Genomic DNA, 20761 nt, shown 5'->3' with positions numbered 1-20761 from the left:
GGTACGCGGTCCGGCCCGACCAGGCGACCACGCTCACAATCCGTGACGGCGACATCCCGGAACGGGGGTTTGCCCTGGCCTGCTCGACCCGCTAACGTGCGATGTATCGGTCCGATACATCGCGGCGGTTACCGCTTTACGCCGGAGGGTAAAGAGAGGGTGGCCAGTGCTCGAATTCGCCATCCTCGGCCTCCTGCAGGAGTCTCCGATGCACGGCTACGAGCTGCGCAAGGAGCTGACCGCCAAACTCGGCGCGATCCGGGCGGCGATCAGCTACGGCTCGCTCTATCCCACGCTACGCAGGCTCCAGGCGGCGGGATGGATCACCGAAGCTGCTGAGACATCCGCCACTGCCGAGGAGGTTCCCGCGCTGACCAGCCGACGAGGTCGGGTGGTCTACAAAATCACCGCGGAGGGCAAGGAACGCTTCGCCCAACTGATCGCACAGGCGGGGCCCGAGACGTACGACGACACGGGCTTCGGGGTGCACTTCGCGTTCTTCGCCCGGACCGACCAGGCGACCCGACTGCGCATTCTGGAGGGTCGCCGCCGCAAGATCGAGGAGCGTCGCGAAGGGCTTCGTGACGTGCTGGGCCGGGCGGCCGAGCGCCTCGACGCTTACACGCTGGAACTGCAGCGCCACGGCCTTGATGCCTGTGAGCGCGAGGTCCGCTGGCTGGAGGAGCTCATCGCCAACGAGCGCTCCGGCCGAGCCCCGACGGTCCCGAACATCGGGACAGCCGGCGGCCGACGAGAAGACAACAGCCCGCCTCCGCCTGGAGAGACCAGGAATGAGCGGCCGTGACAGAAAAGAAGGAGGCAGACGCTATGGGCTCCGTCCGCGTCGCCATCGTCGGTGTGGGTAACTGCGCCTCGTCCCTGGTTCAGGGCGTCGAGTACTACCGGAACGCCAACCCGAACGACCGCGTCCCGGGTCTCATGCACGTCGCCTTCGGCGAATACCACGTCAACGCCGTGGAGTTCGTCGCGGCATTCGACGTGGACGCCAAGAAGGTGGGCATGGACCTCTCGGAGGCGATCGTCGCCAGCGAGAACAACACCATCAAGCTCTGCGACGTGCCGCCGACCGGTGTCACCGTGCAGCGCGGCCCGACCTTCGACGGTCTGGGCGAGTACTACCGCGAGATCGTCGAGGAGTCCGACGCCACCCCGGTCGACGTGGCGCAGACGCTGCGCGACGCGCAGGTCGACGTCGTCGTCTGCTACCTCCCGGTCGGCTCCGAGCAGGCCGCCAAGTTCTACGCCCAGGCAGCGATCGACGCCGGCTGCGCGTTCGTCAACGCCCTGCCGGTCTTCATCGCCTCCAACCCGGAGTGGGCCCAGAAGTTCACCGACGCGGGCCTGCCGATCGTCGGTGACGACATCAAGAGCCAGGTCGGCGCCACCATCGTGCACCGCGCCCTCGCGAAGCTCTTCGAGGACCGTGGCGTCGAGCTGCTGCGCACGTACCAGCTCAACTTCGGCGGCAACATGGACTTCATGAACATGCTCGAGCGCAAGCGGCTCGTCTCGAAGAAGATCTCGAAGACCCAGTCGGTCACCTCGCAGATCCCGCACGAGATGAGCAAGAGCGACGTGCACATCGGCCCGTCCGACCACGTGCCGTGGCTGGACGACCGCAAGTGGGCGTACATCCGCCTGGAGGGCCGCTCGTTCGGCGACACCCCGCTCATGGCCGAGCTCAAGCTCGAGGTGTGGGATTCGCCGAACTCGGCCGGCGTCATCATCGACGCGGTCCGGGCCGCGAAGATCGCCCTGGACCGGAAGATCGGCGGCCCGATCCTGTCGGCCTCGTCGTACTTCATGAAGTCCCCGCCGGTGCAGTACGCCGACCACGACGCCCACCAGGCCGTCGAGGAGTTCATCGCCGGTGAGGTCACGCGCTGACGCGCTGACGACATCAGCAAGCAGGCCGAAGGGCCGGGTCCCCATGCGGACCCGGCCCTTCGCCGCGTTCAGTGCCTCGCCGTCAGGTACGGCGAGCGGGTCACTTCCAGCTCGGCGAATCCTGCTTCGCCTTGGCGGCACGCCGCGCCGTGCGGTCGGCGAGCGACTCGGTGGTACGCGCTCCCGCCCCGGCCGAGAGCGGCAGGTACGCCGGGTTGACGGCGCCGATACCGATCACGAAAGCCACCACGTCGAGGATGATGTGGGTGGTCTTGTTCGCGAAGACGGAGATGTAGTCCGCGTCGAAGCCGATGCCGGTCATGAAGGCGTTCGACAGCGACTGGTTGGCCTGGAAGTTGATCGTCGAGACGCTGATCGGTCCGGCGCCGTACGGGAAGACCCGCGCGAAACCCGGGGCGGCGGTGGTCGTCACAGTGATGTTGCCGAACACCGCGTCACCGAAGAAGACGAAATCGGTCAGGTCGAGGTGGATGGTCTGCCCCTCGCGCAGGCGGCCCGTGCTGTCCAGGGTGGTCGACGAGCGGTTGACGATCCGCTCGCGCCCCGCTGCCGACCGGGTGTCGATGACCCGCTGCGGCATGATCGGCACGATCCGGTTCGCGTTACCACTCGTGTGGACGTAGTCGACGATGGCTTCGCCGTTGTATTCCGCGGCGACCACCTGGAGGTTGCCGTAGTTGTCCATGCCGATGGAGCCGGTAGCGGAATCCTGGTGCAGGTAGTCGCCGCTCGGTGCGAGCTGCAGCGACGGCCGGGCAAGGTCCAGCCCGTTCTCGCTGACGATGGCCGGGTTCGCCAGTTGCAGCGTCGGCCCGGCCGCGGTGCTGGTGAGGCTCGTGGTGGCGGCGGCGGCGACGTTGTTGGCGCGGCCCTGAAGCACCGGGTCGCCGGGTGCGGCCTGGGCCGGTCCGGCGACGGCAGCGCCCACCACAGTGCTACCTGCGACGCCGGCGGCGACGGTGCCCGCCCGGCGCAGGAGACGGCGGCGGTCGACGGTCTTGTCCTGGTTCTCGGTCACAAATCCCCCGAACTTGTTGGTGCATTGACGATCGATAGTCGCTGTTGTGGCAGAAAATCCACATCGACCGATCGGCCGAATTCATGCACCAACGTCCCGGGTGCGGCCGGCGAACGACGCTCCGGCCGTCATGCTCCCGACCAGGCGAGCCGCAGGGCGACACCGGCCTCCAACTCCAACAACGTCACCTTGCGGTCCAGGCCACCACCGAAGCCGACCAACTTCGCGCCCGCGCCGACGATCCGATGGCAGGGCACGAGCACCGGCACCGGGTTGCGGTTGCAGGCCACCCCGACCGCCCGGGCCGCCCCCGGATCGCCAACGATCTTCGCCACCTCGCCGTACGTCAGCGTCCCGCCGTAGGGGATCCGGGTCATCTCCCGCCAGACCGCCCGCTCGAACTCCGACCCCCGTGGCGCTGCCACAGGCACTGTGAACGCCGTCAGCTCGCCGGCGAAGTACGCCCGCAGCTCGTCGACGGCCTGCCGGGACAACGCGTCGCCGGGCCCGTCGGCCGCCGCGTCCACCCGGCCGAAGTGGGCCCCGCACACACTCGTGCCGTCGGTGGCGACGGAGAACTCACCGATCGGCGAGTCGAGCACAGTCCAGCGCATCCATCCATTCTCCCCGGTGCGAACACTTTCGCCAGCCCGGCTACCGACACCAGAGGAAGATCAATCCCACGTCCAGCGGCACCGCCGAACGTTGCGTCATGTCGATACCGTGCAGGTCGTGGCAACGGGGACGCTCATCTTCCTGATCATCGGCGCGGCAGGCATCGGCGTGCTCGCGCTCGCCCTGCTCGGCACCGAACTGCTCCAGTTCGGGCACGCCGACGTGGACGGGCCGATCTCGATCGAGACGGTCGCCGGCTTCGCCGGGGCGTTCGGGTTCGGCGCCGCCATCGTCAACGAACTACTCGGTGCGCGTACCCCCGGCATGCTCGTCGGGGCGGTGGCCGGCGGCGTGCTCGCGGCAGTGCCCACCGGCTGGTTGGCGTCCCGGCTCAGCCGGGCGGCACGGAACATGCGCACCGACCCCACCCCCACCCGTGACGACCTGGTCGGCGCGCTGGGCCTGGTCGTCACGCCGGTGCCGGCCAACGGGTACGGCGAGGTCCGCGTTCGCCTCGCCGGCCAACCGGTGAAGCTCAGCGCCCGCGCGGACCAGCCGATCCCCATCGGCGCCCAGGTCTTCGTCGTGCAGGCGCTCAGCGAGACGAGTGTCCACGTCGAGACCTACTGACCCCCCCTCACAGACGGGACTCTTATATGGCCCTACTCATCGCCATCGGCGGCGCGGTCCTCCTCGCGCTGATCCTGGTGCTCTTCGTGCTCTCCCGGATCAAGGTGGCCGGCCCGAACGAGGCGTTCATCGTCACCGGTCGCAAGGGCCGCACCACGCAGACCGCCGACGGTGGGCGGTCCACCGACAACTCTGGGCAGAAGGTAGTGCTGGGCGCCTCGGTGTTCGTGCTGCCGGTGGTGCAGAAGCTCCAGTCGCTCGACCTGTCCAGCCGCCGGATCGACGTCGGCATCCGGGGCGCCGTGAGCAAGCAGGGCATCCGCGCCGACCTGCACGGCGTGGCGATCGTCAAGGTCGGCGGCACCGAGGACGCGATCCGGGCCGCCGCACAACGGTTCCTGCACCAGCAGGACGAGATCGACAACTTCACCCGCGAGGTGCTGGCCGGCGCGCTGCGCTCGATCGTCGGTCGGCTCACCGTCGAGGAGGTCATCCGGGACCGGGCGGCGTTCGCCAGCGCGGTCGCCGAGGAGGCCGAACACTCGATGACCAACCAGGGTCTCGTGCTGGACACCTTCCAACTCCAGGACATCCTCGCCGAAGGCTCCTACCTTCAGGACCTGGGCCGACCTGAGGCCGCCCGCGTGCTCAAGGACGCGGCGATCGCCGAGGCGCGGGCCCGGCAGCAGGCCGAACAGGAGCGCCTGCTCGCCGAGGAGGCCATCGCCGAGGCGAACCGCAACCTGGCCCTCAAGCAGGCCGGTATCCAGGCCGAGATCGACGCGGCCAAGGCGAGGTCCGCAGCAGCCGGACCACTCGCCCAGGCAGAGCGGGACCAGGCGATCCTCTCCGAGCAGCAGAAGGTGGCCGAGCGCAACGCCGAACTCAAGCAGCGCCAACTCGACACCGAGGTTCGCAAGCCCGCCGACGCGGCCCGGTACAAGGTGGAGCAGGAAGCCGAAGCGTCCCGCAACGCTGCAGTGCTGCACGCCGACGCGCAGCGCCAGTCGGTCATCGCCGCCGCGCAGGCCTCCGCCGAGCAGGCCCGACTGACCGGTGAGGGTGAGCGGGCCCGGCGGGCCGCGCTCGCCGAGGCCAACGCCATCGAGGGCGCCAAGGAAGGCGAGGCCGAGCAGCGGCGGCGTTCCGCCATCGCCGAGGCGGTGGAGCGGGAAGGTCAGGCCGAGGCCGCGGCCATCCTCGCGAAGGGTGAGGCCGAGGCGGACGCGATGGCGCGCAAGGCCGAGGCGTTCGCCGCGTACGGCGAGGCGGCCGTCCTGGACCTGCTGGTCAAGGTGCTACCGCAGGTCGTCGAGGCGGCCAGCGCTCCGATCGGAGCGATCGACAAGATGACGGTCATCTCCACCGACGGCGCGTCGTCGCTCACCAGGTCAGTGGCCGGCAACGTGGCGCAGGGCCTCCAACTCGGCAGCGACCTCACCGGGATCGACCTTCCCGGCCTGCTGGCCCGCCTCGGCTCCGCGTCCACCCCAACCACCAACGGCACAACAGCCGTAGAAACCCGCTGATCCAGAACGCCCGCCCTACCCCGCTCACCCCACCCGCTGCCCGGCGTCGATCTTGCACCTTCGGTTGTCGATATGGAGGCTTTAGCGCTCTATGTCGCAGCAGAAAGTGCGAGATCGCGCGGGCGGGGGGTGGGGTGAGGGCGCCGGGGTCGGGGTTATTCGGGGAGCAGGTTTTCGGTGCGGGCCCAGCGGAGGAGTTCCGCCTCGGCGGCGTCGCGGTCCAGTGGGCCGTGTTCGAGGCGCTGTTCCTTGAGGTGCTTCCACGCCCGCCCGACCACCGGCCCCGGCGGTACGCCGAGCAACTCCATGATCGCGTTACCGTCCAGGTCGGGTCGGACCCGTGCCAGGTCCTCCTCGGCCTCGATCCGGGCGATCCGATCCTCCAGCGCGTCGTAGTCGGCCGCGAGCTGGGCGGCCTTGCGGCGGTTGCGGGTCGTGCAGTCCGAGCGGGTCAGCTTGTGCAGGCGGGGCAGCAGGTCACCGGCGTCGGCGACGTAGCGGCGCACCGCCGAGTCGGTCCACTCGCCCCGGCCGTACCCGTAGAAACGCAGGTGCAGCGCGACGAGCGCGGTCACCTTCGCGGTGACCTCCTTCGGGTACCGCATCGCCTTCATCCGGGCCTTGGTCAGCCGGGCACCGACCACCTCGTGGTGGTGGAAGCTGACCCGGCCGTCGGACCCGACCGCCTTCGTCGCCGGCTTGCCCGCATCGTGCAGGAGGGCGGCCATGCGCAGGATGAAGTCGCAGCCGTCCTCCTCGTAGGAGACCGCGTTCTCGACGACAGTCAACGTGTGCTCGTAGACGTCCTTGTGCTGGGCGTGCTCGTCGATCTCCAGCTTCAGCCCGGTCAGCTCCGGCAGGAACCGCTCGGCGAGCCCGGTGTCGACGAGCAACCGCAGCCCGGTGATCGGGTCCGCGCCGCAGAGCAGCTTGGTGAACTCGTCGCGGATCCGCTCGGCGGTGATCCGGTCCAGGTCGGCGGCCATCTCGGTCATCGCCAGGTGCACATCCGAGTGCACAGCGAAACGCAACTGCGCGGCGAACCGGGCGGCCCGCAGCATCCGCAGCGGGTCGTCGCCGAACGACTCACCAGGCGTGCTCGGGGTACGGATCACCTTGGCCGAGAGGTCGTCCAGCCCGCCGTGCGGGTCGGTGAACCGGTGGTCGGGCAGGCTGACCGCCATCGCGTTGATCGTGAAGTCGCGCCGCTTCAGGTCCTCGTCGAGGCTGGTGCCGTACACCACCACCGGGTTGCGGCTGACCTGGTCGTACGACTCCGCACGGAAGGTGGTGATCTCCAGCCGTAGGCCGTCGCGTTGAGCGCCGATGGTGCCGAACTCGCGGCCGGTCTCCCAGATCGACTCGGCCCAGCCCTTGATGATCCGCAGAGTCTCGTCGGGGTGCGCGTCGGTGCAGAAGTCGAGGTCGTCCCCGAGTCGACCGAGCAGGGCGTCGCGCACCGAACCGCCCACCAGGTGCAACTCGTGACCGGCGCGGACGAAGCGGCGGCCCAACTCGTCGGCGACCGGCGAAACCCGGAGCAGTTCGGCGACGGCGTTGCGCTGCGCGGCGGTGAGTTCGCGGCGGTCGGCGGCGTGAGGAGCGGAGGCTTCGGACATGGGATCGCCAGCTTATCGGGCCGGGGTGTGATCCGATCCGCCGGGCGCTGGGTAACGGGTGGGGGTTGACTATGGTCTGTGGCGTGCGGGTCGGTGTCCGGCTCGACGTACCCCTGGGAGGCTGGAGATGAGCGGCGGGCTCTACCGCAGCGCCAACGCCGCGAACGATGGCGACCCTGGCATCCGTCCCGGGGACGGCGCCACCTTCATCTCCGCGGAGCCGCTGAACCAGCCGGCAATGGAGTCGACAGCGCCGCCGCAGGAGCAGGTGGGCGAGGCGAGCGCGGCGGCCAACAGTGCGGTGATGGCGATCGGCAGCCTGGTCAGCCGGGGTACGGGCTTCCTGCGCAACCTGGTGATCGCGGCGGCGCTCGGCGGTGCGCTGGTCGGTGACGCGTACACGACCGCGCAGATCCTGCCCGGCATGGTCTACGAGTTCCTGCTCGGCGGCGTCCTCACCAGCGTGCTGATCCCGGTGCTGGTACGTCGTCGCAAGATCGACGTGGACGGCGGTCAGGCGTACGCCCAGCGGCTGTTGACCCTGGCGGTGCTGGCGCTGGGGGTCGCCGCGCTGCTCGCTGTCCTGTTCGCCTCCTGGTTGACCTGGCTGTACGGCAGTGGCGATCCGACCGGCGACTACTCGCAACTGGTCACCGGCCTGGCCCGGCTGATGCTGCCGATGATCTTCTTCTCCGGGTTGAGCGCGCTGATCAGCGCGGTGCTCAACACCCGGGGCCACTTTGCCGCCCCGATGTGGGCACCGATCCTCAACAACCTCGTGGTGATCGGCACCGCCGGCCTCTACATCGCGATCTTCGGTGCGGAGATCGTCAAGCCCGGAGAGATGACCACCGGGCGGATCCTGCTGATCGGCGGCGGCACCCTGCTCGGTGTGGCCATCCAGGCGATGGGCCTGCTGCCGGCGCTGCGCAAGGTCGGCTTCCGCTGGAAGCTCCGCTTCGACTTCCGGGCGCTGGGGCTGCGTGAGCTGGGCCGGCTCGGGGCCTGGATGATCTGCTACGTCGCGGTGAGCCAGGTCGGCCTGATCGTCTTGTTCAACCTGCTGAACCGAGCGGGCAAGGAGAACGCCGCCGGTCCGCTCATCTACAACAACGTGTTCCTGCTGCTGATGACCGCACACGGCATCATCGCCGTCTCGATCATCACGGCGCTGATGCCTCGGATGAGCGCCGCCGCCGCCGACGGCCGGTACGCCGACCTCGCCGCCGACCTCTCCCGGGGTACCCGCACTGTCACGGCGGTCCTCGCCCCGATCGCGGTCTGCTACGCCGTCCTCGCCACCCCGATCGCGTTCACGCTGTTCCGGTTCGGCGCGTTCAACGAGGACAATGCCACGGCCACCTCCGTCGTGCTGCTCGCCGCCGCCCTCGCGCTGGTCCCGTTCGCGGTCAGCCAACTCTTCACCTTCGCGTTCTACGCGCTGCCCGACACCCGTACGCCGGCTCTCATCAACATCCCGGTGGTGGCGCTCCGGATCGGGGTGCAGATCGTGCTGTTCGTCGCCTTCTCGGCGAGCTTCGCCGGCGCGGGCATGATGATCGGCAACACGGTCTCCTACCTGGCTGCCGCGATCGGTTCCGCCTGGCTGCTTCGACCGCGCATCGGTCGAATCGGCCTCGGCGAGATCATGCGGACCGGCGGCAGGGTGGCGGTCGCGGCGCTGGGTTCGGCGGTGGTCGGCCTTCTGGTGGTGAAGCTGCTGCCCGGCGACGACACTCCGAGCCGACTGGAGGCGATCTTCCAGTTGGTGGTCGGTGGCGCGGTGATCGGTGGGACCTACCTGGGTCTGGCAATGCTGCTGAAGATCGGGGAGATCACCGAGGTGGTCGGGATGGTCCGCCGCCGCCTCGGTCGCTGACCGTCCGCATCCGATTACAACAAGTTGGCAGCCATACCGACTGTCACTGCGGATCACCAGGCTGGGGACGCTCCTGTGGATAACCCCGCGATTCGCCGGTCAACCACCGCTTCAGCCTGTGGATAACCAACCGTACGGCTGAGGGTGACAACCCGATCGGCGGGAACGTACGAGGCAGCGCGAGCGCCACGCCAGCCCAGCCCCGGCGTCGGTCACTTGCGGTGAAGCCGTAGATTAGCTAGTACATGTGCCAGCAACGTGGCTGACAACGGTCGTAACCGGACGAGTTCGCCGACTGCCGGAACACCGCCAGGTACGGCGGGAAGATGACATGTCGGAGAGACGGGCAACCCGGGTAAGGTCGCTCTCGACGGGTACGGCAGGGGCCGACGCTGGGCGTCGTCACCGGTCGGCCGGTTCCTACAACGGCAGAGCGGGAAGCCACATGCCCAGCAGTTCGGGTCCATCGATCGACACGATCACCGAGGGAGGACGGGTGACCCAGGTCGGCGAGGGTCAGGAGGCGGACGAAAGCGCTCCTCCGGTCATGACCTTCGGTGCTCCCACGGCCGGTGAAGTCCTCGCCGAGCGGTACGAACTGGTTGAGCACATCAACAACGACAGCGCGGGTCGGCTGGTCTGGCGCGGGGTCGACGTCATCCTGCGCCGTCCCGTTGCCGTGGTGCTGCGTTACCCGGGCGGCGATTCCGCCACCGAGATGCTTCAGGCCGCCGTCGCGGCGAGCCGGGTCATCCACCCCAACCTGGTGGGCGTCTACGACGCGATCGACGAGGCCGACCGGGCGTACGTGGTGCGCGAGTGGGTCGACGGGCAGTCCATGCGGGATCTGGCGAGCGACGGCCCCCTGGACCCGGCTCGGGCCACCGCCATCGGCAACGCCGTCGCGAGTGCGCTTGCCGCTGTGCACGCCACGGGCATGGTGCACGGCAACGTTCACCCCGGCACCGTCATGATCAGCGACGAGGGCCGGGTGGTCCTGGCCGACGCCCGTACCGACGGCGCCGACAGCCAGGAAAACGACATCCGCGCGGTCGGCGGGGTCCTCTACTTCGCACTTACCGGTTCGTGGCCGCACGCGGAGGCGCCGCTGCACGGTGCCACCGCCGGCCATGGCCGCGCCGCCATCCCGGACGCCGTTCGGGACGCCGCAGGCGCCATCGCCGCACCCCGCCAGGTTCGGGCGGGCGTTCCGGCGTACCTGGACGACCTGACGATGGATCTGCTCGACGCCGAGATCGCACCGCCCTCCTCCGACGTGCTCGCCGCCGAGTTGGCGCGACTGGACGTTCCGGCCGAGGAGGAGCACTACCTCGACAACAGCGGGCCGCTGCGGTTCGCCGCCGAAACCGGGGAGGAGCCGTCGCCGCTGGCCGCGGCCGGGGGTCGTAGGGTCGCCGTCGGCATCGCCGGCCTGCTGGCCGTCGCCCTGGTCGGTCTGCTGATCGGGATCATCGCGCTGGGCGGCGACGACAAGGACCCACAGTCCAACCCGGTCGCCGCACCGACCTCCAGTCCGCCAGCCGGCAACGCCACCCCCGCCGCGGCGGCGACGCGAGGGCTGACCGTGAAGAACGTCCGGATCATCGACCCGGACAGCAAGAACCGCAGTGAGGTCGACGGCGCCGAGAAGGTCATCGACGGTGACGAGGACAAGGGCTGGGAGACCGAGACCTACCGGGACCGGCCCAACTTCGGCAACCTGAAGAAGGGCATGGGCGTCTGGCTGGACCTCGGCGAGCCGCACACCGTCAAGTCGGTGCGGGCAGTGCTGTCGGCCACCAACGCGTCCGCCCAACTGCTCGCCGGCACCACCAACCCGCCGTCCAGTTCCAGCGGTGACAAGCAGTTGGTGGCGAGCTACAAGACCGCCATCGGCCAGCCGTTCGAGGACCACGACGGCACCACGATGACGTTCAACGGCTTCGACGCCGACCAGAAATACCAGTACCTGCTGTTCTGGATCACCGAGCTGGCTCCGGCCGAGGGTGGCTTCAAGCTGGGGGTGCAGGAGATTACGGTCCAGGGGTCGTGAGCCGGGCGCTACGATCCGGGCACCGCATCCGCTGGACGCGGTGATGGGCGGGCGGGCCGCCGCCACGGATCTGGAGCTGTTGCGCGCGCACGTCGACGGAGATCGGGACGCCTTCGCCGAACTGTTCCGCCGGCACCGCGACCGTCTGTGGGCGGTGGCCCTGCGGACGCTCGGCGACCGCGAGGAGGCGGCCGACGCACTTCAGGACGCTCTGCTGTCGGCGCATCGGGCGGCGGGCCGGTTCCGCGGCGACTCCGCCGTCACCACCTGGTTGCACCGGATCGTGGTCAACGCCTGCCTGGACCGGATCCGACGCCGGCAGGCGCACCCCACGGTGCCGTTGCCGGACGGCAACCGGGCTGAGGCCGGCACCGGCGGGTCGGAGCCGGCAGCGCCGGCAACGGACCACGACACGGTGCTGGTGGTCCGCGAGGCGCTCGCCGCGTTGCCCCCCGAGCAACGCGCCGCACTGGTGCTCGTCGACGTGCAGGGCTATCCGGTCGCCGAGGTCGCCCGCATCCTCGGCGTCGCCGAGGGCACTGTGAAGAGCAGGTGTGCCCGGGGTCGGGCCCGGCTCGCCGTGCTGCTCGGCCACCTCCGCCCCGCCGCCGTCAAGACGCCTTCGAACCAGGCCGTCCCGGTCACCGGCGTGCCCGGCGTCACGCTGGGGAACCCCGGCCCGGTGGAGGGCGTCGGATCGGGGTCGGGTCGGTACCGGCGCGACGCCAACCAGGAGGACACGTGACGACCGAGGGGTTCCGGGGGGTCGACGCCGACCTGCTCGCTGACTACCTCGGCGGGGCGTTGCAGGGCACCCCCCAGCAGGACGAGGTCGCCCAACTGGTTGCCGCGGACCCGTCCTGGGCCGAGGCGTACGCGATGCTGGCCCCTGCCGTGACCGCGGTCCGGTCGGACCTGACCCGGTGGGCCGGGCCGTCCCCGGAGATGCCCTCGGCGATCAGCGACCGTCTCCTGGCCGCTCTGTCCTCGGCGAAGCTCTCGAACGACGCCTCGACCGAGGACGCACCCGCTGTCGATCAGGGCGATGGCGCCGCGACGGCGCCGTCCGTCGTACCGGCGCAGGTTGATCGGCGCCCGGCCGTCCGCACGCCGGTCGGGTCGGGGCGTTCGGCGTCCACCGGGCCGGGCCGCCGCCAGCGCGGCTGGGCCCGCCGAGGGGCACCAGTGGCCGCCGCCGCGATCGCCGTGATCGCCGTCGCGCTGGGCCTCAACCAGCTGTCGATGCCCGCGGCGGACGACTCCGGCGGCACCGACGCCATGAACCACCCGGCCAGCGCGCCTGAGGGCGTCGCGGGGGCCGGGGCGGTCCGCACCACCGGGCCGGCACTGCGCAGTGGTACGAACTACACCCCGCAGACCCTCGGCGACGCGTACGGCACTGACGCGCCGAGCAGGTCGGCTGCCAGCCGGGCGACGGGCGACACCCCGGGCGAGGGGCCGAAGGTGGATGCCGAAGGCGAACGCCGTCCCTCTCCCGACGGGTCGGACCAACTGGCCCGGCTGACCGACGAGGTCGCGCTCACCTCGTGTCTGGCCAGCGTCGCGACGGAGCACGGCTCGGCCCCACTGGTGGTCGAGACTGTCGACTACGCGCGGTTCCAGGGCGATCAGGCGCTCGTCGTTCGTTTCACCGATGCGACCGGAGCCCGGTGGGCCTGGGTGAGCGGCCCGGAGTGCGGAGTGCCTGGGTCCGGCTCGGACAGCCGGTATTCGGCGCGGGTAGGGTGAATCCACTGTTGATGGCACGGTGACCGCACACGTGACCTGACCCACCGGATGCCCGGCTCGGGAATCCCCGGTTCGTACGATGACGTTCTGGAAGTCAGCTGCCGGCCCCACCCAGGCGTCGGCACCTCGGATCAGCATCGGTGCTCGCGCCGACGCCGAACACACACAACTCGGGAGACGGCAGTGGACGAGGTCCGCAACCTGATCATCATCGGCTCCGGGCCGGCCGGCTACACGGCGGCGGTCTACGCCGCCCGCGCCAACCTGAAGCCGCTGATCATTGAGGGCGTGCAGTCCGGTGGTGCGTTGATGACCACGACCGAGGTGGAAAACTTCCCCGGCTTCGCCGACGGCATCCTCGGCCCCGAGCTGATGGACAACATGCGCAAGCAGGCCGAGCGGTTCGGCGCCGAGTTCCTCACCGACGACGTGACCCGGGTGGAGCTGGTGGACACCGGCGACGCCGGCTCCGGCGCGGTGAGCACCGTCTGGGTTGGCGAGACCGCCTACCGGGCGCGCGCCGTCATCCTCTCCACCGGTTCGGCGTGGCGTCCGCTGGGCGTGCCCGGCGAGCAGGAGTTCCTCGGCCACGGCGTCTCCTCCTGCGCCACCTGTGACGGCTTCTTCTTCCGCAACCAGCACATCGTGGTCGTCGGTGGCGGCGACTCGGCGATGGAGGAGGCCAGCTTCCTCACCCGCTTCGCGGAGTCGGTCACCATCATCCACCGGCGCGACTCGTTCCGGGCCAGCAAGATCATGGTCGACCGGGCGCTGAGCAACGAGAAGATCAAGGTCGAGTGGAACAGCACCGTCGAGGAGATCCTCGGCGACGACGGCAAGGTCACCGGGGTACGCGTCCGCAACGTGCACACCGGTGACACCAAGGTGCTGGACGTGACCGGCGTCTTCGTCGCCATCGGTCACGACCCTCGCAGCGAACTCTTCCGTGGTCAGGTCGAGATGGACGACGAGGGCTACGTGAAGGTCCACGCCCCGAGCACCCACACCAACGTGCCCGGTGTCTTCGCCGCCGGTGACCTGGTCGACCACACCTACCGTCAGGCGATCACCGCGGCCGGCACCGGTTGTGCCGCCGCGCTCGACGCCGAGCGGTTCATCGCGACGCTCAGCTGAACAAGGAACACATCCCGGAGGAGGGGCATAGTGGGAACAACCAAGGCGGTCACCGACAAGAGCTTCGTCGCTGACGTGCTGCAGGCCGACAAGCCGGTGCTGGTGGACTTCTGGGCGGAGTGGTGCGGGCCGTGCCGCAAGGTGTCGCCGCTGCTCGAGGAGATCGCCCGGGAGATGGGTGACCAGGTCACCATCGTCAAGCTGAACATCGACGAGAACCCGGAAACCGCCCGGGCCTACCGGGTGATGTCGGTGCCGACGCTCACCGTCTTCAAGAACGGCCAGCCGGTGCAGTCGATCGCCGGCGCCAAGCCGAAGGGCGAGCTGGTCCGGCTCATCGAATCGGCCCTCTGACCAGCAGAGACATCAACCGAACCCCGTACCCGCCCGCCGGGTGCGGGGTTCGGCGTCTTCCCGGCCGTTTTTGCTGGCCACGCCACCTCGCCGCCCCGGAGCGCATAGCCTCAAGCCTGGGCCACCCGGCCAGCAAGGTGTCGTGCAGAGGGGGTCCGGCATGCGTCCCATCCGACCCGGTGACCGGGGACCCGCGGTCACCGAGATCCGTTCCATCCTGACCGGCCTCGAACTGCTCGCCGCCGCCGGCCCGCAGACCGACGAATTCGACCTGGACACCGAGCGGGCGGTCCGCGCGTTCCAGCAGTCGCGAGGGCTCAGCGTGGACGGTCGGGTCGGAGCGGAGACCTGGCGCGCCCTGGACGCCGCCCGCTGGCGGCTCGGCGCCCGCACCCTCTACCACGCGGTCCCCGAGCCACTCACCGGCGAGGACGTCCGGTCGTTGCAAGAGCGACTGATGGAGATGGGGTACGACGTGGGCCGCGCGGACGCCATCTACGGTGTCCGGACGTCGCGGGCGGTCGCCCAGTTCCAGCGCGAGGTCGGGCTCACCCCGGACGGCTCCTGCGGCCCGCACACCATGAACGCACTCCGGCGGATCGGCCGGAAGGTGGTCGGTGGCCGTCCGCAGTGGCTCCGCGAATCCGACGCGATCCGGCAGTCCGGGCCGGCGCTGGTCGGCAAGACTGTGGTCATCGACCCGGGGCACGGGGGCACCGACCCCGGGATGGTGGTGCCCGACGGCTCGTTGCGCTGGACGGAGGCGGACCTGGTGCACGACCTGGCCAGTCGGCTGGAAGGGCGGCTCGCCGCCACCGGGGTGCGGGTGCAGCTCACCCGGGGCCCGGCGCCGGACAGTTGCCTGCCGGACACCGACCGGGCTCTGCTCGCCAACTCGCTCGGCGCCGACGTGTTCATCTCGCTGCACCTGGACGGCCACGGCAACCCGGAAGCGGAGGGTGTCGCCACCTACCACTACGGCACCGACAACGGGGTGACCTCGGCGACCGGTGAACGCCTGGCCGGTCTGGTGCAGCGGGAGATCGTCGCCCGCACCGGGCTGCGGGACTGCCGAACGCACGCCAAGACCTGGGAGTTGCTCAGACTGACGCGGATGCCCGCCGTTCGGGTGGAGGTCGGCTATCTCACCTCGCCGACCGACCGTGCCCAGCTCGTCGACCCCCGGTTTCGGGACCGGGTGGTGGAGGCGATCGTGGCCGCTGTCCAGCGGATGTACTACCCGATCGAACGGGACGTCCCGACCGGGTCGCTCGACGTCAGCGAACTGCGCGCCGTCGTGGCCGCCGGCACCGTCGTCGACTGACCCGGATTCGGCGGTCAGCCGTTGCTGGTGGAGCGGGTGGCCGGGGCGGGACGTACCGGCCGGAGCAGCGTCTCCGGGCTCATCGACCCGAGCAGCTTCTCCAGCGCGTACTCGACGTCGGACTTCCAGCTCAGCGCCGTCCGCAGCTCAAGGCGCAACCGGGGGAAACGCGGGTGCGGACGGACGGTCTTGAAGCCCACGGAGAGGAAGAAGTCGACGGGGGCCACGCAACCGCCGGCCGGATCGTCAGCGTCACCGAACTTGGCGTCACCGAACGCCTCGATGGCCTTGATCCCGCGCTTGGTCAGATCCCGGGCGACACCCTGCACCAGCATCCGACCCAACCCGCCGCCGGAGAACGCGGCGACCACGTTCGCGGTCATCAGCAGCGCCGCGTCGGCGGAGACCGGTGAGGTCGGGAACGCCATCGAACGGGGCACGTAGGCGGGCGGGGCGTACATCACGAAGCCGGCCGGCATGCCGTCGACGTACGCGAGCTTGCCGCAGGAGCCCCACTCCAACAGCGTCTGGGAGACCCACGCCTCCTTCTCCAGGCCCGGGTCGCCGGCGGCGCAGGCCCGGTCCGCGGAGACCGGATCGAGCTCCCAGTAGACGCACTGTCGGCACGGGCGAGGAACGTCTTCCAACGTGTCGAGGGTCAGGCTGACCAGACGTCGCGACATATGGCGCATCCCCACAATAGGCTCGGTGGTGAGACCGGCATGCAACGACAACGCCGCCTTCCTGCCCCCGACGAGCGATCGTACGCCGCCGATCGGAGATGCGGGAGGGGACGCGCAGATGCCCACCACAGCGGGGGCGCCGAGGACGGTCCGCCATGTGGTCGATCTGCCCTGGCACGGGCTCAGCACGACCCTGGCGGACTAGGATCGACAATCGGTGTGCCCGCAGCCATGGTCAGCGGTGTGCGGGGTACCCGGGGCGGGAACCACCCGAGCAGCGATCGAGGTGAGGTCATGACCGGCACGACACTCGACGACTACACCGACCGGTACGCCCGGCGCGTACGCGGAATGACCGCCTCCGAGATCCGAGCACTCTTCGCGGTGGCCAGTCGTCCCGAGGTCGTGTCGCTCGCCGGTGGCGCACCGTACATCGCCGCCCTCCCGCTGGACGCGGTAGGCGAGATGCTGGGCCGGCTCGGCTCCGAGCACGGCGTCACCACCCTCCAGTACGGCATCGGTCAGGGCACCCTGGAGCTGCGCGAGCGGATCTGTGAGGTGATGTCGCTCTCCGGGATCGACGCCGCCTGCGGGGCCTCCCCGGAGGACGTGGTGGTCACCGTGGGTGGGCAGCAGGCACTGGACCTGGTGGCCCGGCTCTTCCTCGACCCCGGTGACGTGGTGCTCGCCGAGGGTCCGACGTACGTCGGCGCGCTCGGCGTGTTTCAGGCCGCCCAGGCACAGGTCGTCCACGTACCGATGGATGAGGACGGGCTGATCCCGGAAGCGCTGGAGACGGCCATCGCCGACCTCGCCCGCGCCGGCCGACGGGTGAAGTTCCTCTACACGATCCCCACCTACCAGAACCCGACGGGTGTGACACTCAGCGAGGAGCGCCGGGAGCGCGTGCTCGACATCTGCGAGCGCGCCGGCCTGCTCGTCGTCGAGGATGACCCGTACGGTCAGCTGGGGTTCGAGGGTGAGGCGCCGGCCCCGCTGCGCGCCCGCCGCCGGGACGGCGTCTTCTACCTCAGCACGTTCTCCAAGACCTTCGCGCCCGGGCTTCGGGTCGGCTGGATCCTGGCGCCGCACGCGGTTCGCGACAAACTCGTCATCGCCAGCGAGGCGCAGATCCTCTGCCCCAGTGGCTTCGCCCAGGCCGCGGTGGCCACCTATCTCGGCACGATGCCCTGGCGGCAGCAGCTCAAGGTCTACCGCGAGGTCTACCGGGAACGCCGGGACGCCCTGCTCGACGCGATGGCCGACCTGATGCCCGAGGGCACCAGCTGGACCACCCCGGCGGGCGGTCTCTTCGTGTGGGCCACCCTGCCCGACGGGCTCGACTCGAAGGCGATGATGCCGCGAGCGGTCGCCGCCCGGGTCGCCTACGTACCCGGCACGGGTTTCTACGCCGACGGCACCGGCACCGGCGCGATGCGGCTCAACTTCAGCTTCCCGCCGCCGGAACGGATCCGCGAGGGCGTCCGCCGGCTGGCCGGCGTCATGGAGCAGGAGATCGCGATGCGCCGGGTCTTCGGTCCCGTGGGTGGGGCCACCGGTCGACGCGGCCGGGCCGGCTCCGACGTGCCCGGGCCCGACTTGGCATGATGCCGGCATGGGTACGACCGCCGAGCGCCTTCTCGTGACCGATTCCGCCATCTCGGCCGACCTGCGCGTCGTGGTGCTCGCGGGTGGGCTCTCCTACGAACGGGACGTGTCGCTGCGCTCCGGTCGTCGGGTGCTCGACGCCCTGCGAGCCGTGGGGGTCGAGGCCGAACTGCGTGACGCGGACGCGGCCCTGCTGCCGGCACTCGCGGCCGACCCGCCGGACGCGGTGGTGATCGCACTGCACGGCGCGACAGGTGAGGACGGCTCGCTGCGCGGGGTGCTGGATCTGTGCGACATCCCGTACGTCGGCTGCGACGCCAGGGCCTCCCGGGTCGCCTGGGACAAGCCCTCGGCCAAGGCGGTGCTCCGCGAGGCCGGCATCCCCACCCCGGACTGGGTGGCGCTTCCGCACGACCGTTTCTCCGAGCTTGGTGCGGTCGCCGTGCTGGACCGGATCGTCGACCGTCTGGGCGTGCCCCTGATGGTCAAGCCGGCACAGGGCGGCTCCGGGCTGGGCGGCGCGGTGGTCCGGGACGTTTCCGCGCTGCCCGCGGCGATGGTCGGCTGCTTCGCGTACTACTCCACGGCGCTCGTGGAGCGGTACGTGCCGGGGAAGGACGTGGCGGTCTCCGTCGTCGACCTCGGCGACGGCCCGCATGCGCTGCCGCCGGTGGAGATCGTGCCGCGCAACGGGGTGTACGACTACGCGGCCCGCTACACGGCGGGGCGAACCACCTGGCACGCTCCGGCCCGGCTGGCCCCGGACGTGGCGGCGACTGTCGCTGACGTGGCCCTCGCCGCGCACACCGCACTCGGTCTACGGGATCTCTCGCGCGTCGACGTGATCGTGGACGCGGACGGCCGGCCGCACGTGCTGGAAGTCAACGTCTCGCCCGGCATGACGGAGACGTCACTGCTCCCGCTCGCCGTGCAGGCGGCCGGGTTGGACTTCGGTCGACTCCTCGGCACCCTGGTCGGCCGCGCGGCGGCTCGCCTCACCACTCACTGACCTATCCGCCACACCCCGTCCGGTGGAGCGCACCGCCTGCGGATCGGCCATGAGGTTGGTGCGAAGGCCAACCTCATGGCCGGCTCCAGCTCAGTGACCGGAGCGCCCGTCGGGTGCGTCGTTGCCCTTGCCCGGTGCTACCGCGCCCGGAGTGCCCTCGACGCCACCTTCGGCGGTGGTCCTACTGGCTGCGGCCCCGGAGGTGCGCCCGTTGGTGGGGACGGACGCAGCGGGTCGGGCCGCGTCGCCACTCCCGTTCGCCGGGCCGACGTCGGTGCCGTCGGTGTGCGTCTCCGTTGAGCCAAGCTCAGGTGCGCCGGAGGGCTTCTCCGTCGTGGCCGCGCTGTCGGGCGCTGCGCTGCCTGGCGTGATGTCGGTGGAATCCCGGGCGCTGGGGACCGGGACGCCGGACGCCGCAGGGCCGGGCTCGTTGATGGCTGATGCCGTTCGACCGGGTGCAGTTGCCGGGCGGGCATCCGTGGCCGCCCGAGCGGGTGCAGCGGTCCGGTCGGTGACTGTGGTCGCCGCCGAGTCGGTGTCGGTGTCGGTGTCGGCGTCGGCGTCGGCGTCGGCGTCGGCGTCGGCGTCGGCGTCGGCGTCGGCGTCGGCGTCGGCGTCGGCGTCGGCGTCCACGGCCGGTTCGGCCGGAGGCGCGCTGTCGACGTCACTTGATCCGGAGGTCGAGTCGAGTGCTGGTTCGGGGATCTCCTCCGCTGCCTCGATCACCGAGACCGCCTCCGCCCCGGCTGCTGCCGCCGCTGCGGCGGCGTCCGCAGCCTCGGACTGCGCCAGCAGACTGGACGGCGCCTGCCACTGAATGCGGGGCGGCTCGGCGAGCGGACGGCCACCGAACTCGGCGAGCCAGGCGGCGACAAGCGCCAGGTTCTCCCGCCACTGCGCCTCGGAGATCGGCGGCAGGATCGAATCCCACAGGGACAGGAAGGTGCCCCGCAGCTGAAGGCGGCCGTACGGACGGGCGAGGAACCACATGTGCAGATGAGCCGAGCCGTCGCCCCAGCGGTTGACGTGCACCCGCGCCACGTCGTCGAGCGACCGGATGGCGCGCTCCAGACGTACGGTCATCACCCCCAGCTCGGCGGCCAGCAGGTTCGGTAGGTCCCCGAGGTCGAGGTGGGTCCGCGACTCCAGGATGAGCACCATGGGCAGGCCGGTGGGCCGGTCCATGGCGCGGACCCGCCACCGCTCGCCCACCCAGATGTAGGCATCGTCGGGTGCGTTGCAGGCGGTGCATTCCCGGAGACCCTCGCCCTTCCGGGGCGGTTCGACCGGGACCGGATCATCGAGTTGCTTCACGTGGAGGTCACCCTCGAAGGGGAATGAGGGCCACTGGGTGAAGTCCGGGACTGAGGGAGGGGTGTCGTGCACGACGCTGACCCTAACCGAGTCTGGCACCGCTGTCCCTACCTGTTTGCGCCGTTCCGGGCCAACAGATCAGTGCCCGCCGCCGACCGGACGTGCATGGGTCCAGTGGCCACCGAGAGGCGATATCCACAGGCTGCCGAGATCCCGAACACAGGCCGTCATCCACAGGCCCACACCCGCTCCCACGCGCTGTTTCACGTGAAACGGGGGGTGCCTGTGGACAACCGGTGTGGATAACTTTTTGA

17 protein-coding genes and 1 pseudogene are annotated in these 20761 nt (G+C 70.3%); 13 read left to right on the top strand and 5 right to left on the bottom strand.

What is annotated here, in order from left to right:
- Positions 1-166 precede the first annotated feature (166 nt).
- Both ABZ406_RS17215 and ABZ406_RS17210 read left to right on the top strand, forming a co-directional pair.
- Entirely contained in the window at positions 167-805 is a 639-nt protein-coding gene (locus ABZ406_RS17215; RefSeq protein WP_357762093.1) for a PadR family transcriptional regulator, read from the top strand.
- Positions 806-828: 23 nt separating this feature from the next.
- Positions 829-1908, top strand: coding sequence for an inositol-3-phosphate synthase (locus ABZ406_RS17210; RefSeq protein ID WP_357762090.1), 1080 nt, complete (start codon positions 829-831; stop codon positions 1906-1908).
- A gap of 100 nt (positions 1909-2008) precedes the next feature.
- On the opposite strand, the gene ABZ406_RS17205 is transcribed toward ABZ406_RS17210, so the two are convergent.
- Positions 2009-2947, bottom strand: coding sequence for a hypothetical protein (locus tag ABZ406_RS17205; protein ID WP_357762087.1), 939 nt, complete (start codon positions 2945-2947; stop codon positions 2009-2011).
- 128 nt (positions 2948-3075) lie between these two features.
- Positions 3076-3561 (bottom strand): methylated-DNA--[protein]-cysteine S-methyltransferase, encoded by a 486-nt coding sequence (locus ABZ406_RS17200; protein ID WP_357762084.1) that lies wholly within the window; start codon positions 3559-3561, stop codon positions 3076-3078.
- A 109-nt stretch (positions 3562-3670) separates the two neighbouring features.
- On the opposite strand from ABZ406_RS17200, the gene ABZ406_RS17195 reads away from it, so the two are divergent.
- Entirely contained in the window at positions 3671-4192 is a 522-nt protein-coding gene (locus ABZ406_RS17195) for a hypothetical protein (protein WP_357762307.1), read from the top strand.
- Between the two features lie 26 nt (positions 4193-4218).
- Positions 4219-5721 carry an SPFH domain-containing protein gene (locus tag ABZ406_RS17190; RefSeq protein ID WP_357762081.1) on the top strand — a complete coding sequence of 501 codons (1503 nt, stop codon included), beginning with the start codon at positions 4219-4221 and terminating at the stop codon, positions 5719-5721.
- Positions 5722-5876: 155 nt separating this feature from the next.
- On the opposite strand, the gene ABZ406_RS17185 is transcribed toward ABZ406_RS17190, so the two are convergent.
- Positions 5877-7340: a CCA tRNA nucleotidyltransferase gene (locus tag ABZ406_RS17185; RefSeq protein ID WP_357762078.1), complete on the bottom strand. Its 1464-nt coding sequence runs from the start codon at positions 7338-7340 to the stop codon at positions 5877-5879.
- A gap of 127 nt (positions 7341-7467) precedes the next feature.
- Between ABZ406_RS17185 and murJ the strand changes: the two genes are divergently transcribed.
- The 7 genes from murJ (at position 7468) to ABZ406_RS17150 (ending at position 15833) form a co-directional block, all read left to right on the top strand.
- Complete coding sequence (gene murJ / locus ABZ406_RS17180) at positions 7468-9219, top strand: murein biosynthesis integral membrane protein MurJ (protein ID WP_357762075.1); 1752 nt, start codon at positions 7468-7470, stop codon at positions 9217-9219.
- Positions 9220-9664: 445 nt separating this feature from the next.
- Positions 9665-11272, top strand: coding sequence for a protein kinase family protein (locus ABZ406_RS17175; RefSeq protein WP_357762072.1), 1608 nt, complete (start codon positions 9665-9667; stop codon positions 11270-11272).
- A 43-nt stretch (positions 11273-11315) separates the two neighbouring features.
- Positions 11316-12017, top strand: a complete 702-nt coding sequence (sigM, locus tag ABZ406_RS17170; protein WP_357762069.1) for an RNA polymerase sigma factor SigM — start codon at positions 11316-11318, stop codon at positions 12015-12017.
- On the top strand, positions 12014-13021 hold the full coding sequence (locus ABZ406_RS17165) for a hypothetical protein (RefSeq protein ID WP_357762066.1): 1008 nt from the start codon (positions 12014-12016) through the stop codon (positions 13019-13021). Before sigM ends, ABZ406_RS17165 begins: the two co-directional genes overlap by 4 nt.
- Positions 13022-13204: 183 nt before the next feature.
- Positions 13205-14155 carry a thioredoxin-disulfide reductase gene (gene trxB / locus ABZ406_RS17160; RefSeq protein ID WP_357762063.1) on the top strand — a complete coding sequence of 317 codons (951 nt, stop codon included), beginning with the start codon at positions 13205-13207 and terminating at the stop codon, positions 14153-14155.
- Positions 14156-14185: 30 nt separating this feature from the next.
- Complete coding sequence (gene trxA / locus ABZ406_RS17155) at positions 14186-14509, top strand: thioredoxin (protein ID WP_030331849.1); 324 nt, start codon at positions 14186-14188, stop codon at positions 14507-14509.
- A gap of 160 nt (positions 14510-14669) precedes the next feature.
- On the top strand, positions 14670-15833 hold the full coding sequence (locus ABZ406_RS17150) for an N-acetylmuramoyl-L-alanine amidase (RefSeq protein ID WP_357762060.1): 1164 nt from the start codon (positions 14670-14672) through the stop codon (positions 15831-15833).
- 14 nt (positions 15834-15847) lie between these two features.
- Here ABZ406_RS17150 and ABZ406_RS17145 read toward each other — a convergent pair whose 3' ends face one another.
- On the bottom strand, positions 15848-16516 hold the full coding sequence (locus ABZ406_RS17145; RefSeq protein ID WP_357762057.1) for a GNAT family N-acetyltransferase: 669 nt from the start codon (positions 16514-16516) through the stop codon (positions 15848-15850).
- A gap of 294 nt (positions 16517-16810) precedes the next feature.
- On the opposite strand from ABZ406_RS17145, the gene ABZ406_RS17140 reads away from it, so the two are divergent.
- Positions 16811-18124: a PLP-dependent aminotransferase family protein gene (locus ABZ406_RS17140; protein ID WP_357762054.1), complete on the top strand. Its 1314-nt coding sequence runs from the start codon at positions 16811-16813 to the stop codon at positions 18122-18124.
- 7 nt (positions 18125-18131) lie between these two features.
- Positions 18132-19133, top strand: a complete 1002-nt coding sequence (locus ABZ406_RS17135; protein ID WP_357762052.1) for a D-alanine--D-alanine ligase — start codon at positions 18132-18134, stop codon at positions 19131-19133.
- A gap of 795 nt (positions 19134-19928) precedes the next feature.
- On the opposite strand, the pseudogene ABZ406_RS17130 reads toward ABZ406_RS17135, so the two are convergent.
- Positions 19929-20519: pseudogene (locus tag ABZ406_RS17130) on the bottom strand (hypothetical protein); the annotation flags it as partial.
- Between the last annotated feature and the right edge of the window lie 242 nt (positions 20520-20761).

Source organism: Micromonospora sp. NPDC005710 (genome assembly GCF_040630995.1).
In the GTDB taxonomy this organism is placed as follows: domain Bacteria; phylum Actinomycetota; class Actinomycetes; order Mycobacteriales; family Micromonosporaceae; genus Micromonospora.
Note: the sequence above shows the minus strand (reverse complement) of the source record. Positions and strands in the feature narration are given on the sequence as shown.

Excerpts from the sequence above, each read along its gene's own strand:
- ABZ406_RS17210 (WP_357762090.1), top strand. The coding sequence starts at position 829 with ATGGGCTCCGTCCGCGTCGCCATCGTCGGTGTGGGTAACTGCGCCTCG.
- ABZ406_RS17200 (WP_357762084.1), bottom strand. The coding sequence starts at position 3,561 with ATGCGCTGGACTGTGCTCGACTCGCCGATCGGTGAGTTCTCCGTCGCC.
- ABZ406_RS17190 (WP_357762081.1), top strand. The coding sequence starts at position 4,219 with ATGGCCCTACTCATCGCCATCGGCGGCGCGGTCCTCCTCGCGCTGATC.
- ABZ406_RS17185 (WP_357762078.1), bottom strand. The coding sequence starts at position 7,340 with ATGTCCGAAGCCTCCGCTCCTCACGCCGCCGACCGCCGCGAACTCACC.
- murJ (WP_357762075.1), top strand. The coding sequence starts at position 7,468 with ATGAGCGGCGGGCTCTACCGCAGCGCCAACGCCGCGAACGATGGCGAC.
- ABZ406_RS17175 (WP_357762072.1), top strand. The coding sequence starts at position 9,665 with ATGCCCAGCAGTTCGGGTCCATCGATCGACACGATCACCGAGGGAGGA.
- sigM (WP_357762069.1), top strand. The coding sequence starts at position 11,316 with ATGGGCGGGCGGGCCGCCGCCACGGATCTGGAGCTGTTGCGCGCGCAC.
- ABZ406_RS17150 (WP_357762060.1), top strand. The coding sequence starts at position 14,670 with ATGCGTCCCATCCGACCCGGTGACCGGGGACCCGCGGTCACCGAGATC.
- ABZ406_RS17145 (WP_357762057.1), bottom strand. The coding sequence starts at position 16,516 with ATGTCGCGACGTCTGGTCAGCCTGACCCTCGACACGTTGGAAGACGTT.
- ABZ406_RS17140 (WP_357762054.1), top strand. The coding sequence starts at position 16,811 with ATGACCGGCACGACACTCGACGACTACACCGACCGGTACGCCCGGCGC.
- ABZ406_RS17135 (WP_357762052.1), top strand. The coding sequence starts at position 18,132 with ATGGGTACGACCGCCGAGCGCCTTCTCGTGACCGATTCCGCCATCTCG.